Below are 12,532 nucleotides of genomic sequence, written 5' to 3'. Positions count from 1 at the left end.
CCCCGCGCCGCGCGACGCGTCGGTCACCCGCGCCGGCGCCGGCGCGGGGCGCGGGTCGCGAGCAGGACGCCCGCCACGACCAGCGCGCCCAGGGCCAGCTCCGCGGCGGCGGGGCGCTCGTCCAGGAACGCCCAGGACGCCCCGATGCCGACGACCGGGACCAGCATCGAGAACGGGGCCACCACCCCCGACGGGTGCCGTGCCAGCAGGGCGGTCCAGATCCCCGAGCCGACGACGGTCGCCACCAGCACCGTGAACGCCAGCCCCGCCAGCGCCCACGCGGCGGTCGGGGTGCCGAGCGTCGTGAGCGAGCGGCCGATCGCGTCCGGCCCGTCGACCACCAGCGAGAGCGCCAGCATCGGCACCGGCGGCACCACCGACATCCAGAGCATGAACCGCAGCGGGCTGTCCGGGTGCGCCTGCCGGCTGGACACGTTGCCGAACGCCCAGCCGAGGCCGCCGCACAGCGTGAGCACGACCGGCAGCAGCCCGGCCGACGCCCCGGACCCGGCGCGCAGCGCCGCGATCCCGCCGAGCCCGCAGACGGCGACCGCCACGCCGACCGCCTGCCGGGCGGTGATCCGCTCCCGCAGCCACGCCGCGCCGAGCAGCACGGTGAACGGCGCCGACGCCTGGAGCACCAGCGACGCCAGCCCCGTCGGCATGCCGGTGTCCATCGCGAGGTACAGGAACGCGAACTGGAGCACCCCGAACCCGACGCCGTACCCGAGCAGCCACCGCACCGGCGCGGCCGGGCGCGGCACGAGCAGCAGCGTCGGGACTGCGAGCAGCGCGAACCGCAGCGCGACCAGGAAGAACGGCGGGAACTGCTCCAGCGACAGGTGGATCGCCGGGAAGTTCAGCCCCCAGAGCACGGCGACGGTGAGGGCGAGCAGGCGGTCGCGGGTCGGCATGCCCCCGATCCTGGGACCGCCCGACCGTGCAGCACCATCGAAACGTCGAACACCGTCCGTGTAGCGTCGCTGCATGGACACCCGCCACCTCGCGACGCTCCGGGCGGTCCGGGACCGCGGCGGCGTGACGGCCGCGGCCGCCGCGCTGCACCTGACGCCGTCCGCGGTGTCCCAGCAGCTGCGGGCGCTCGCCCGGGACGCGGGTGCCGCGGTCGTCGAGCGGCACGGGCGCGGGATCCGGCTCACGGGTGCCGGGCACGCGCTCGCCGACGCCGCCGCGGACGTGGCGGTGGCGCTCGAGCGCGCCGAGGCGGCCGTCGACGCGTTCCGGTCGGCCCCGCACGGCCTGGTGCGGGTCGCCGCGTTCCAGTCCGGCGCCGAGCTGCTGCTGCCGGGCCTGCTCGGCCGGGTCGCCGCGATGGACGGGGTGCGGGTGGAGCTCGGCGACGAGGACGTCGCCCAGGACGAGTTCCCCGCGCTGACCGCCGACTTCGACCTGGTGGTGGCGCACCGCCCGGACGGCGGAGCCGGGTGGCCGGCCGGGGTCGACGTCGTCCCGCTGCTGCGCGAGCCGCTGGACGTGGCGCTGCCGCCGGGCCACCGGCTCGCGACGCGCGCCACCGTCACCCCCGCCGACCTGGCCGACGAGCCGTGGATCGCGGTGCAGGCCGGCTTCCCCGTCGCGGGCGTGCTCGACGCCGTGGGCGCGGTGGCGGGCCGGCCGCTGCGGATCGTGCAGCGGTTCAACGACTTCGGCGTCGTCGAGGCGCTGGTGGCCGCGGGCCACGGGGTGAGCCTGCTGCCCCGGCACACCGCCGGCCGGCGCGGGGCGGTGCTGGTGCCGCTCGCGGGCGTCCGCGCGGGCCGGCGGGTCGACGCGCTCGTCCGCCCGGAGCGCGCCGCGCGCCGTGTCGTGCGGCAGGTGCTGGACGCCCTGCGGGCCGAGGCGGCCCGGTTCGCGGACGAGCCGGGTCCCGTCGCCACGGGCCGGGGCCGTCCCGACCGGTAGCCTTGACCCTCGTGAGCCTGCGCCTGTTCGACACCGCCACCCGCGAGGTGCGCGACTTCGTCCCCGTGGTCCCGGGCCGGGTCGGCATCTACCTCTGCGGCGCGACCGTCCAGGCGCCCCCGCACGTCGGCCACGTCCGGTCCGCCGTGGCGTTCGACGTCCTGGTCCGCTGGCTGCGCCGCACCGGGCACGACGTGACGCTCGTCCGGAACGTCACCGACATCGACGACAAGATCCTCGCGCGGTCGGCCGAGGCCGGCGTCGCGTGGTGGGCCTGGGCGATGCAGAACGAGCGCGCCTTCACCGCCGCGTACGACGCGCTCGGCGTGCTCCCGCCCACCTACGAGCCCCGCGCGACCGGCCACGTGCCGGCGATGGTGCAGCTGATGCAGCGCCTGGTCGACACGGGCCACGCCTACGTGGCGGGGGAGGGCGACGTCTACTTCGACGTGCGCTCGTACGCCGACTACGGCTCGCTCACCAGCCAGCGGCTCGACGACATGGCCCCGGCGCCCGACGGCGGGGCGGGCGACAAGCGCGACCCGCACGACTTCGCGCTGTGGAAGGCCGCCAAGCCGGGCGAGCCGGAGACGGCGTCCTGGGACACCCCGTTCGGCCGCGGCCGCCCGGGCTGGCACCTGGAGTGCTCCGCGATGGCGCAGCGCTACCTGGGCGACACCTTCGACATCCACGGCGGCGGCCTGGACCTGCGGTTCCCGCACCACGAGAACGAGCAGGCCCAGTCCCGCGCCGCGGGCTACGGGTTCGCGCGGTACTGGCTGCACAACGGCTGGGTCACGCAGTCCGGCGCCAAGATGAGCAAGTCGCTGGGCAACGGGCTGCTGGTCAGCACGCTGCTGGAGACCGTGCGCCCGGCGGTGGTCCGGTACGCCCTGACCGCCGTGCAGTACCGGTCGATGCTGGAGTGGACCCCGGACACGCTCGCCGAGTCCGAGGCCACCTGGGACCGGCTGGCGGGGTTCGTGCAGCGCGCCACGGAGCGCGTGGGCGCGATCGACCCGGCCGAGCTCGCCGCCGCCGCGCTGCCCGAGGCCTTCGGCGCCGCGCTCGACGACGACCTGAACGTGCCGGCGGCGCTCGCCGTCGTGCACGAGCACCTGCGCGCGGGCAACTCTGCCCTCGCCGCCGGGGACGACGGCGCCGTGCGCGCGGGCCTGGTGGCCGTGCGCGCGATGCTCGACGTGCTGGGTCTCGACCCGGCCGGCGCGCAGTGGGGCACGGCCGCGGCCGACGACCGGCACGCCGAGGCGCTCGACGCGCTGGTGCGGGCCGAGCTCGACGCGCGCGCCGCCGCCCGGGCCGCCCGGGACTGGGCCACCGCGGACGCGATCCGCGACCGCCTGACGGCCGCGGGCGTGGCCGTCGAGGACAACGCCACCGGCGCGCGCTGGTCCCTCGCCGCGCGCCAGACGACCGAGGACGAGGACTGATGGCCGGCAACTCCCAGCGCCGAGGCGCGACACGCAAGGCGGGCTCCAAGAAGGGCGCGAGCGTCGGTTCGGGCGGCCAGCGCCGCCGCGGGCTCGAGGGCAAGGGCCCCACCCCCAAGGCGGAGGAGCGGTCGTACCACCCGGCCGCCAAGAAGAAGGCCGCCGCCGAGCGCCGCGCCGTCGCGGGCACCCGCGGCGCGGGCAACCGGCCGGCCGGCCGGGGCGGTGGCGCCGCGGGCAGGGCGCGGGGCGCGGGCGCGACCGAGGTCGTCGCCGGGCGGAACTCCGTCGTCGAGGCGCTCCGCGCGGGCATCCCGGTGTCCGCGGTGTACGTCGCGACCCGGCTCGAGGCCGACGACCGCACCCGCGAGATCCTGCGCACCGCGACCGAGGCGGGCTACCCGCTGCTCGAGGTCACCAAGCCCGAGCTCGACCGGCTGACCGACGGCTCCGTGCACCAGGGCGTCGCGATCCAGGTGCCGCCGTACGACTACGGCGACGTCGAGGACCTGCTGGACATCGCGGCGGCCAGCGACCGCGCGCCGCTGGTCGTCGCGCTCGACGGCGTGACCGACCCCCGCAACCTGGGCGCCGTGCTGCGGTCCGCGGGCGCGTTCGGCGCGCACGGCGTGCTGGTGCCGGAGCGCCGGTCCGCCGGCGTGACGGCGTCGGCGTGGAAGGTGTCCGCGGGCGCCGCGGCCCGCGTGCGGGTCGCGCGGGCGACGAACCTCGTGCGGGCGCTGGAGCGGCTGCACGAGGCGGGCTGCTTCATCGTGGGCCTGGACGGCGGCGGCGACGTCACGGTGGCGGACCTGCCGTACTCGGCGGACCCGCTGGTGCTGGTCGTCGGGTCGGAGGGCAAGGGTCTGTCCCGCCTGGTGCGCGAGCACTGCGACGCGATCGCGTCCATCCCGATCGCGAGCGAGGTCGAGAGCCTCAACGCCGGCGTGGCCGCGGGTATCGCCCTGTACGAGGTCGCCCGCACCCGCGCGTCCTGACGCGCCGCCGTCCGCCCCGGGGTGCGCGCGCCCCGGGTCGGGCGGACAGTGGGCTCATGACCCACGACAGCACCGACCCCGTCCGCACCGTCGCCGGGATGCTGAAGGACGAGCGCCTCGGGGTGCTGACGACCGTCGCCCCGGACGGCACGCTCGTCGCGCGCCCGATGGCGCTCCAGGAGGTCGAGTTCGACGGGGACCTCTGGTTCTTCGCCGAGCGCGGCTCGCGCAAGCTCGCCCACGTCGCCGCGGACCCGCGGGTCAACGTGACGGTCGGCTCGGGGGCGACCTGGGTGTCCGTCGCGGGCGTCGCCGAGGCGGTCGACGACCCGGCGAAGAAGCGCGAGCTGTGGGGCGCCGGCGTCGAGGCGTGGCTGCCCGACGGCCCGGACTCCCCGCAGGCGGTGCTGCTGCGCGTGCGCGCGGAGTCCGCGGAGTACTGGGACGCCCCCGGCGGTCGCGTCGCGACCCTCCTCAGCTTCGTCAAGGCGAAGGTGAAGGGCGAGCGCCTGGAGGGCGAGAACGAGCGCGTCGAGCTCTGAGGCTCGCCGAGCGCCCATGACCCGCCGGGGTTCGTCCCGGTTCGTCCGCCGGGTTCTGGGCACTCGGCGCGCGCCGGCTCAGTCGCGGACGGGTTCGGCGTCCTCACGGAGGTCCGCCGCGGAGACGCCGAGGACCGACTCCTCGTCGGGGCGGGTGGGCAGGATGTCCTTCGTGTAGGACTTCACGGCCTCCCGCATCGGCACGTCGCGCTTCTGCGCCTCCGACAGGAACCACCGGTGGTCCAGGAGCTCGTGGTACAGCTGCGCCGGCTCGAGCTTCGGCCGCAGGTCGCGCGGCACGGCGCGCACCGCGGGCTCGAACACCTCGGTGAGCCAGTCGTGCGCGACGAACGTCTCGTCGTCGTTCTGCCGGTCCGTCGCGGCGCGGTACTGGTCGAGGTCGTTCAGCAGCCGGCGGGCCTGGTTCTCCTGCACGTCCAGCCCCGTGAGCCGCATGAGCCGGCGCGAGTGGTGCCCGGCGTCCACGACCTTCGGCTGGATGCGGACCGTGGTGCCGTCGATGTCCGTGGTGATGTCGAGCTCGCCGACGTCGAAGCCCAGGTCGTTGAGCCGTTCGATGCGGGCCTGCACGCGCCACCGCTCGTTCAGCCCGAACGACTCGGAGCTGGTCAGCGCGGACCACAGCTCCTCGTACCGCTCGGCCAGCGCGTCGCCGATCGCGACCGCGTCGACGTCCTCCTCCAGGAACTCGCCGGCCTGCAGGTCCATCAGCTCGCCGATGATGTTGACCCGCGCGACCTCGAGGTCGTACCCGCGCTGCCCGGGGGTGAGCTCGTCGTGCAGGTCGCCGGTCTCGGCGTCGACCAGGTAGGCGGCGAACGTCTCGGCGTCCCGGCGGAACAGCGTGTTCGACAGCGACACGTCGCCCCAGTAGAAGCCGGCGAGGTGCAGCCGGACCAGGAGCACCGCGAGGGCGTCGATGAGCCGCGTCGCGGTGTCGGGGCGCAGCGACTGGCTGAACAGCGCGCGGTACGGCAGCGAGAACCGCAGGTGCTGCGTGATGAGCACGGCCTCCAGCGGCTCCCCGTCGGGCGCGGTGCGGCCGGTGATGACGCCGACGGGCTCGACGCTGGGCACGTCCAGGCGGCTGAGCTGGCGCAGCAGCTCGTACTCGCGGTACGCGACCGTCTCGCCGATCTCCTTGATCGCGACGACGCGGCCGGACAGCCGCGCGAACCGCACGGTGTGCCGCGAGATGCCGCGGGGCAGGGCGGCCAGGCGCTCCGCCGGCCAGTCCACGAGCGGCACGTCCCAGGGCAGGTCGAGCAGCGCGGGGTCCGGCGCGGCCGCGGTGATCTGCAGGCGCGTGCGAGGGGTCATGGGGTCGATTCTCCCATCAGGACGACGAAGGGGCGGAGCCGGTGCGTGCCGGCCCCGCCCCTGCGGCGTGGAGATGTCGTGCGTCAGTGCGCGATGCGCTCGCCCGAGCCGGCGTGGAACAGGTGCTGCTCGCCGGTCCGGATGCGCACGGCGATGGTCTCGCCCTTGGCCGGGACCTGGCGCGGGTCGACGCGCACGATGACCTGCGAGTCGCCGGCGCCCGAGCGGACCTCCGCGGCACCGGCGTCGCCCACGAGCGAGCCGTACACGAAGGCGTCGGAGCCGAGCTCCTCGACGATGTTCACCGAGACCGGGATCGAGTCCGGCGTGCCCTGCGGGACGACGTCCAGCGCCTCCGGGCGGAACCCGATGGTGATGGAGTTGTTGTCGTCCGCGGCGAGCGAGCCGATCACGTCGCGCGGCACCGCGATGCCGGCCGAGCCGACCTTCGCGACGCCGTCGGCGATCGGGAACGTGCCGATGTTCATGGCGGGGGAGCCGATGAAGCCGGCGACGAACACGTTGGCCGGGGTGTCGTACATGTCGCGCGGCGTGCCGACCTGCTGCAGGAGGCCGTCCTTGAGGACCGCGATGCGGTCGCCCATGGTGAGCGCCTCGGTCTGGTCGTGCGTGACGTAGACCGTGGTGACGCCCAGGCGGCGCTGGAGCGAGGCGATCTGGGTGCGGGTCTGCACGCGGAGCTTGGCGTCGAGGTTCGACAGCGGCTCGTCCATGAGGAACACGCGCGGCTCGCGGACGATCGCGCGACCCATCGCGACACGCTGCCGCTGGCCGCCCGAGAGCGCCTTCGGCTTGCGGTCGAGGTACTGGGTGAGGTCGAGGATCTTGGCGGCCTCCTCGACGCGGGTGCGGATCTCCGCCTTCGGGGTGCCGGCGATCTTGAGCGCGAAGCCCATGTTGTCGGCGACCGTCATGTGCGGGTACAGCGCGTAGTTCTGGAACACCATCGCGATGTCCCGGTCCTTCGGCTGGACGTCGGTGACGTCGCGGTCGCCGATGAGGATGCGACCCGCGTTGACGTCCTCGAGGCCCGCGAGCATGCGGAGCGAGGTCGACTTGCCGCAGCCGGAGGGGCCGACGAGGACGAGGAACTCGCCGTCCTCGACGTGGAGGTCGAGCGCGTCCACCGCGGGGCGCTCCGTCCCCGGGTACACCCGGGTGGCCTTGTCGAACGTGACCGTAGCCATGATTCATCAATCCCTTCACCGGCAGGTACGTGCCGGACGATCCGTCGTGAAGAGTGTCAGAGTGTCTTCGCTGACACGGGTCGAGGGAGGTCTGCCGACCCCCCTCGGTCCACCGACATCCAACCACACCCGGCCGGTCGGCGGGTGAACTGCCTCACGTCAGTTGAGCACCACGACGTCGGAGTCGCCGTAGCCGAGCAGGTCGCCGCCGTAGGGCCACACGCCCTGTACGTCGGCGGGCAGCCGCGTGGCCCACGCGGGCGCCCCGGCGGACAGCGTGAACGCGGCGAGCGCGCGCTGGGAGGCGAGGACGTCCGCGCGCCCGGCGTCGGCGCGCCCGGCCGCGGTCGGGGCGTCCGCCACCGCGAAGCCGACCTGCGCCAGCGCGTCCGAGCGGGCCACGACCAGGAGGTGGCGGCCGTCGGTCATCACCGACGCGCCGTCCCCGGAGACCTCGACGTCGGTGCGCCACACCTGCCGTCCCGTCGCGACGTCGAGCGCCCAGACCCCGTCCGTGTCGGCGCCGTACAGCGTGCCCTCAAGCAGCACCGCGGCCGGGTCGGACCACCGGGGGTGCGGGGACGACCACAGCTCGGCGCCGGACTCGGCGTCCACGCCCACCAGCACGCGGCCGTCCGAGGTCGAGGCCGCGACGAGCTCCACCCCGGGCACCGAGCCGTCGTCCACGGACAGCCACAGCGGCTGGCCGTGCAGGTCGGTCAGGGGCGCGCCGGAGTCGTCGAGGAGCTGCGCGCCCTCGCCGCCGCTGGCCAGCAGCCGGCCGGTGCGGGAGACGGACAGGTAGTCCGGGCCGGAGGCCTGGAGCCGCCCGTCGTCCGCGGCGAACGCCCAGGACCCGAGCTCCCCCTGCACGAGCACCCGGCCGGGCGCGACGGAGACGCTCGGCGGGTAGAACAGCCGCTCGGCGGCCTCCGGGTCGACCAGGGGCACGTCGGTCCGCCACAGCGGGGCACCGGCCGCGTCGTCGGGCGCACCGCGGTCGGCGGTGGTGTCCCAGGCGGACACCCGCAGCGTGCCGTCGGTGATGGAGGCGAGCACCTGGAGCCCGTCCGCGGCGCCCAGGCCGGACATCGGCGCGACCTGGCGGGAGGCGCGCAGGTCGCCCGTGGCCGCGTCGAGCGCGACCAGCCGCGCGGCGCTCGGCGGCGCGGGCGCCCAGGTCCCGGAGTCGTCCGCCGCGTCCGCCGGCCCGCGGTCGAGCACCAGGCAGCGGACCACCTCGACCGGGTCGGCGTCGGCGACGCAGGTCGGGTACTCCATGCCGACGTCCGGCTCCGCGCGCCCGCCGTCCTCGAGCGAGGTCGACCAGACCTGGGTGCCGTCGCGGTCGAGCGCGACCAGCTCGCGCGCCGCGTCCCACGGCGGCGACGCGACCCCGACCCGCAGGTCGCCGACGGGGATGCCGGACAGCACCACGGACGCCGTCTCCTGGCTGTACCGGTGCGCGGCGGGCAGCCCCGGCGCGACGGACCGGAGCACGCCCGCGACCTCCTGCCGCGCGGCGACCCGGCCGTCCTCTCGCGCGTCGAGCACGGCCTGCGTCCCGACCACCGCCAGCGCGGCCAGGACCGGGGCGGGCCACCAGCGCCGGACCAGCCGGCGGCGGCGCGCGACCTGCCGGGCGCGGGCGGCCTCGGCCTCGGGGTCCTCGGCGTCGGGCGCGAGCGGCAGGTCGGTGCCGACGTCGACCAGCTCGACGTCCTGCATCGACTCCCGTCGGCGCCCCACGAGCGGAACCTACGCCCCGGGGGGCACCTCGCGCGCGGGATCGGCTTCCCCGGGCGCCCCGCCGCCGTCCGCGCCGGACCGGCCGTCGAGGTCCGCCGCCAGCCCGGCCAGCACGACGGCCAGGGCCTCCGGGTCCGGGACGCGGTAGCCGGCGACCGTCGGGCCCTCGCCGACCTTGACCGTGAGGTCGCCCGCGCCGAGCGCGCGGAACGCGTTCTCGTCCGTGACGTCGTCGCCCGCGCAGAGCACCGTGCCGGCCCGCAGCTCGTCCCGGAGCGCCACCAGCGCGGCGCCCTTGTCGGCGTCGAGCACGGAGACCTCGACCACCTTCTTGCCGTGCAGGGTCACCGACCCGAGGCGCTCGCCGACCCCGAGGGCCTCGCGCTCGGCCGCGTCGCCGGTCGCCGGGTCCGCCATGCGGGTGTGCACGACGACCGCCGCGGGCTTGGTCTCGACCCAGACGCCGTCCCGGCCGCGGGCCACCGCCTGCAGCTCCCCGCCGAGCCGGGTGAGCCGGTCGGACTGGTCGTCCGTCAGCGTCAGCACGTCGCGGTCGAGGCCGTGCTCGGCGATCCGGGCGCGCTCGGCGCCGTGGCTGCCGATCAGCACCGTGCCGGCGGGGACCTCGGCCAGCCGGTGCAGGTCCGCGGCGGGTCGCCCGGACACCAGCGCCAGGTGCACGGCGTCGGGGCGGTCGGCGAGGTCCCGCAGCGCGGTCACCGCCGCGGGGAGCAGCCGCGAGGCCTCCGGGTCGTCCTGGAGCGGGGCGAGCGTCCCGTCGAAGTCGAGCGCGACGAGCAGCGGCAGCCGCGCGGGGTCGGCGAGCACGCCCCGCAGGGCGGCGCGCAGGTCGTCGGTCGTGCCGGGAGTCGGCGCGGGTGCTGCGGGCACGGCGGGCTCCTCAGACGTGGTGCTCGCGCACCGGGACGGCGGTCAGGACCGACAGGAACGACTCGGACCAGTGCGCGACGTCGTTCTCCAGCACCCGGCGGCGCAGGCGGCGCATCCGCTTGCGCGCCTCGCGGGGGTCGATGTTCGCGGCGTGCTGGATCGCGTTCTTGAGGCCGGCGATGTCGTGCGGGTTCACCAGGATCGCCGCGCCGCCGAGCTCGTCGGCCGCGCCGGTGAACTCGCTGAGCACGAGCGCGCCCCGGTCGTCGGACCGCGCCGCGATGTACTCCTTGGCGACGAGGTTCATGCCGTCCCGCAGCGCGGTGACCAGCATGACGTCGGCAGCGAGGTACAGGGCCGCCATCTCCTCCATCGGGTAGGAGTGGTGCATGTAGTGCACGGCCGCGTGCCCGAGCTCGCCGTGCTCGCCGTTGATCCGGCCGACCTGCGCCTCGACCTCCTCGCGGAGCTGCTGGTACGCGCCGACGTTCTCCCGGCTGGGCGAGGCGACCTGCACGAGCGTCGACTCGGGCACGGTCATCCGGCCGTCCTCGAGCAGCTCCTCGAACGCCTTGATCCGGTGCCGGATGCCCTTGGTGTAGTCGAGCCGGTCGACGCCGAGCAGCAGCACCTGCGGGTCGCCGAGCTCCGCGCGGATCTCCTTGGCGCGCTGCTGCACCTCGGGGGTGCGGGCGAGCCGGTCGAACGCCTTGGAGTCGATCGAGATGGGGAACGCCGCGGCCCGCACGTGCCGCTCCACGCGGCCGTCGGAGTCCGTCAGCGTGATCATCTGGCCGCGGGTGGTGCGGTCGGTGAGCCGGCGGACCACCCGGACGAAGTTCGCCGCGTCGCCGCCGCGCTGGAACCCGATCAGGTCGGCGCCGAGCAGGCCCTCGACGACCTGGAGCCGCCACGGCAGCTGGGCGAAGATCTCCAGCGGGGGGAACGGGATGTGGTGGAAGTAGCCGATCCGCACGTCCGGGCGCAGCTCGCGCAGGAACTTCGGGACCAGCTGCAGCTGGTAGTCGTGCACCCACACCGTCGCGCCGGGCGCGGCCTGCGCCGCCGCCGCGTCCGCGAACCGGCGGTTGACCCGCTGGTAGGCGTCCCACCACTGCCGGTGGAACGTCGGGGGCTGGATCACGTCGTGGTAGAGCGGCCACAGCGTGTCGTTCGAGAAGCCCTCGTAGTAGAACGTCAGGTCGTCCTCGGTCAGCTTCACCGGGACGAGCCGCATGTCGTCGGCGTCGAACGGCTCGAGCTCGAGGTCCGCGGAGCCGCCCCAGCCCACCCACGCGCCGTCGGAGCGCTGCACGACGGGCTCGAGGGCGGTCACGAGGCCGCCCGGGGAGCGGGTCCAGCTCGGCGTGCCGTCCTCGCCCACGGTCACGTCGACCGGGAGGCGGTTCGCGACGACGACCAGGTCATAGCCAGCAGATGTCACTGAAGTTCAGCTCCTTGGTGTCCCCTCGACCTTAACGTGACCCCGCGCGGACCGCCCGGGAAGCGGGCGGTCGTCCGCCGGCGGGCGCGGGCGCCTTCACCGGTCCCGCCGCGCGGCACCACGACCCCCGCGCGCGCGGCGGCTACCGTGCCCGCATGGAGCGCATCGGGCTGTCGCCGGGCGCCGAGATCGGCGGGTACACCATCCTGGCGCCGCTCGGCTCCGGCGGCATGGGCACGGTGTACCGGGCGGTCGACGGGGGCGGCACGCCGGTGGCGCTCAAGCTGCTGCACCCGCACATCGGCGCCGACCCGTCGTCCCGCGAGCGGCTGCGCCGCGAGGTGCTCGCGCTGCAGCGGCTGCGGCACCCGGGCGTCGCCGCGGTCCTCGACGCGGAGGCGGACTCGACGGAGGCGTTCCTGGTCACCGAGCTGGTGCCCGGGCTCGACCTGGCCGAGCACGTCCGGCAGCGCGGCCCGCTCGACGCCGCGGCGCTGCACGGGCTCGCGGACGGGCTGCGCGACGCGCTCGGTGCCGTGCACGCGGCCGGGGTCGTGCACCGCGACCTCAAGCCGAGCAACGTGCTCGTCACCCCCGACGGCCCCGTGCTCATCGACTTCGGCATCGCCCAGTCCGTCGACGAGACCCGGGTCACCTCGACCGGCTTCGTCGTCGGCACCCCCGGCTACCTGGCGCCCGAGCTCGTCGACGGCGCGGAGCCCACGCCCGCGACCGACTGGTGGGGCTGGGCCGCGCTGCTCGCGTACGCCGCGACCGGCCGCGCCCCGTTCGGCACCCGGCCGCTGGAGGCCGTGCTGGTGCGGACCCGCAGCGGCGACGCCGACCTCGCGGGCCTCGGGCCCGTGACCGCCGGGGCGCTGTGGGACGCCCTGGCGGCCGACCCCGAGGACCGGGCCCGGCCGGACGAGGTGGTCGCGGCGCTGGCCGAGGCCGAGCGCCGCGGGGAGTCGTACGACGCCGGGGC

11 protein-coding genes are annotated in these 12,532 nt (G+C 75.8%); 5 read left to right on the top strand and 6 right to left on the bottom strand.

Features of this window, described 5'->3' with window-relative positions; all coding sequences use genetic code 11:
- Positions 1-23: 23 nt before the first annotated feature.
- Entirely contained in the window at positions 24-914 is an 891-nt protein-coding gene (locus FA014_RS13320; RefSeq protein ID WP_154730152.1) for an EamA family transporter, read from the bottom strand.
- A gap of 73 nt (positions 915-987) precedes the next feature.
- Between FA014_RS13320 and FA014_RS13315 the strand changes: the two genes are divergently transcribed.
- From FA014_RS13315 to FA014_RS13300, 4 genes are read left to right on the top strand one after another with little or no spacing between them, the layout of a single operon-like run.
- Positions 988-1,923 (top strand): LysR family transcriptional regulator, encoded by a 936-nt coding sequence (locus FA014_RS13315; protein WP_154730151.1) that lies wholly within the window; start codon positions 988-990, stop codon positions 1,921-1,923.
- Positions 1,924-1,934: 11 nt separating this feature from the next.
- Positions 1,935-3,374 (top strand): cysteine--tRNA ligase, encoded by a 1,440-nt coding sequence (gene cysS, locus FA014_RS13310; RefSeq protein ID WP_154730150.1) that lies wholly within the window; start codon positions 1,935-1,937, stop codon positions 3,372-3,374.
- On the top strand, positions 3,374-4,372 hold the full coding sequence (gene rlmB / locus FA014_RS13305) for a 23S rRNA (guanosine(2251)-2'-O)-methyltransferase RlmB (protein WP_154730149.1): 999 nt from the start codon (positions 3,374-3,376) through the stop codon (positions 4,370-4,372). Before cysS ends, rlmB begins: the two co-directional genes overlap by 1 nt.
- 56 nt (positions 4,373-4,428) lie before the next feature.
- The gene (locus FA014_RS13300) at positions 4,429-4,914 is read left to right on the top strand and encodes a pyridoxamine 5'-phosphate oxidase family protein (protein WP_154730148.1); all 486 of its coding nucleotides are present in this window, start codon (positions 4,429-4,431) and stop codon (positions 4,912-4,914) included.
- Between the two features lie 78 nt (positions 4,915-4,992).
- Here the strand turns inward: FA014_RS13300 and FA014_RS13295 are convergent, their stop codons facing one another.
- The 5 genes from FA014_RS13295 to FA014_RS13275 all read right to left on the bottom strand — a co-directional run bounded on the left by FA014_RS13295 (position 4,993) and on the right by FA014_RS13275 (position 11,547).
- Entirely contained in the window at positions 4,993-6,255 is a 1,263-nt protein-coding gene (locus FA014_RS13295; protein WP_154730147.1) for a DUF4032 domain-containing protein, read from the bottom strand.
- A gap of 83 nt (positions 6,256-6,338) precedes the next feature.
- Complete coding sequence (locus FA014_RS13290) at positions 6,339-7,463, bottom strand: ABC transporter ATP-binding protein (protein ID WP_154730146.1); 1,125 nt, start codon at positions 7,461-7,463, stop codon at positions 6,339-6,341.
- 159 nt (positions 7,464-7,622) lie between these two features.
- Positions 7,623-9,212: an outer membrane protein assembly factor BamB family protein gene (locus FA014_RS13285; RefSeq protein WP_154730145.1), complete on the bottom strand. Its 1,590-nt coding sequence runs from the start codon at positions 9,210-9,212 to the stop codon at positions 7,623-7,625.
- 9 nt (positions 9,213-9,221) lie between these two features.
- On the bottom strand, positions 9,222-10,103 hold the full coding sequence (gene otsB, locus FA014_RS13280) for a trehalose-phosphatase (RefSeq protein WP_154730144.1): 882 nt from the start codon (positions 10,101-10,103) through the stop codon (positions 9,222-9,224).
- Positions 10,104-10,113: 10 nt separating this feature from the next.
- Entirely contained in the window at positions 10,114-11,547 is a 1,434-nt protein-coding gene (locus FA014_RS13275; RefSeq protein ID WP_195969292.1) for an alpha,alpha-trehalose-phosphate synthase (UDP-forming), read from the bottom strand.
- A 155-nt stretch (positions 11,548-11,702) separates the two neighbouring features.
- Here FA014_RS13275 and FA014_RS13270 point away from each other — a divergent pair.
- A partial coding sequence (locus FA014_RS13270; protein WP_154730143.1) for a serine/threonine-protein kinase occupies positions 11,703-12,532 on the top strand: 830 nt, incomplete at its 3' end.

The sequence above is a fragment of the Cellulomonas hominis genome (assembly GCF_005239125.1).
GTDB classification, from domain to species: domain Bacteria; phylum Actinomycetota; class Actinomycetes; order Actinomycetales; family Cellulomonadaceae; genus Cellulomonas; species Cellulomonas hominis_A.
Note: the sequence above shows the minus strand (reverse complement) of the source record. Positions and strands in the feature narration are given on the sequence as shown.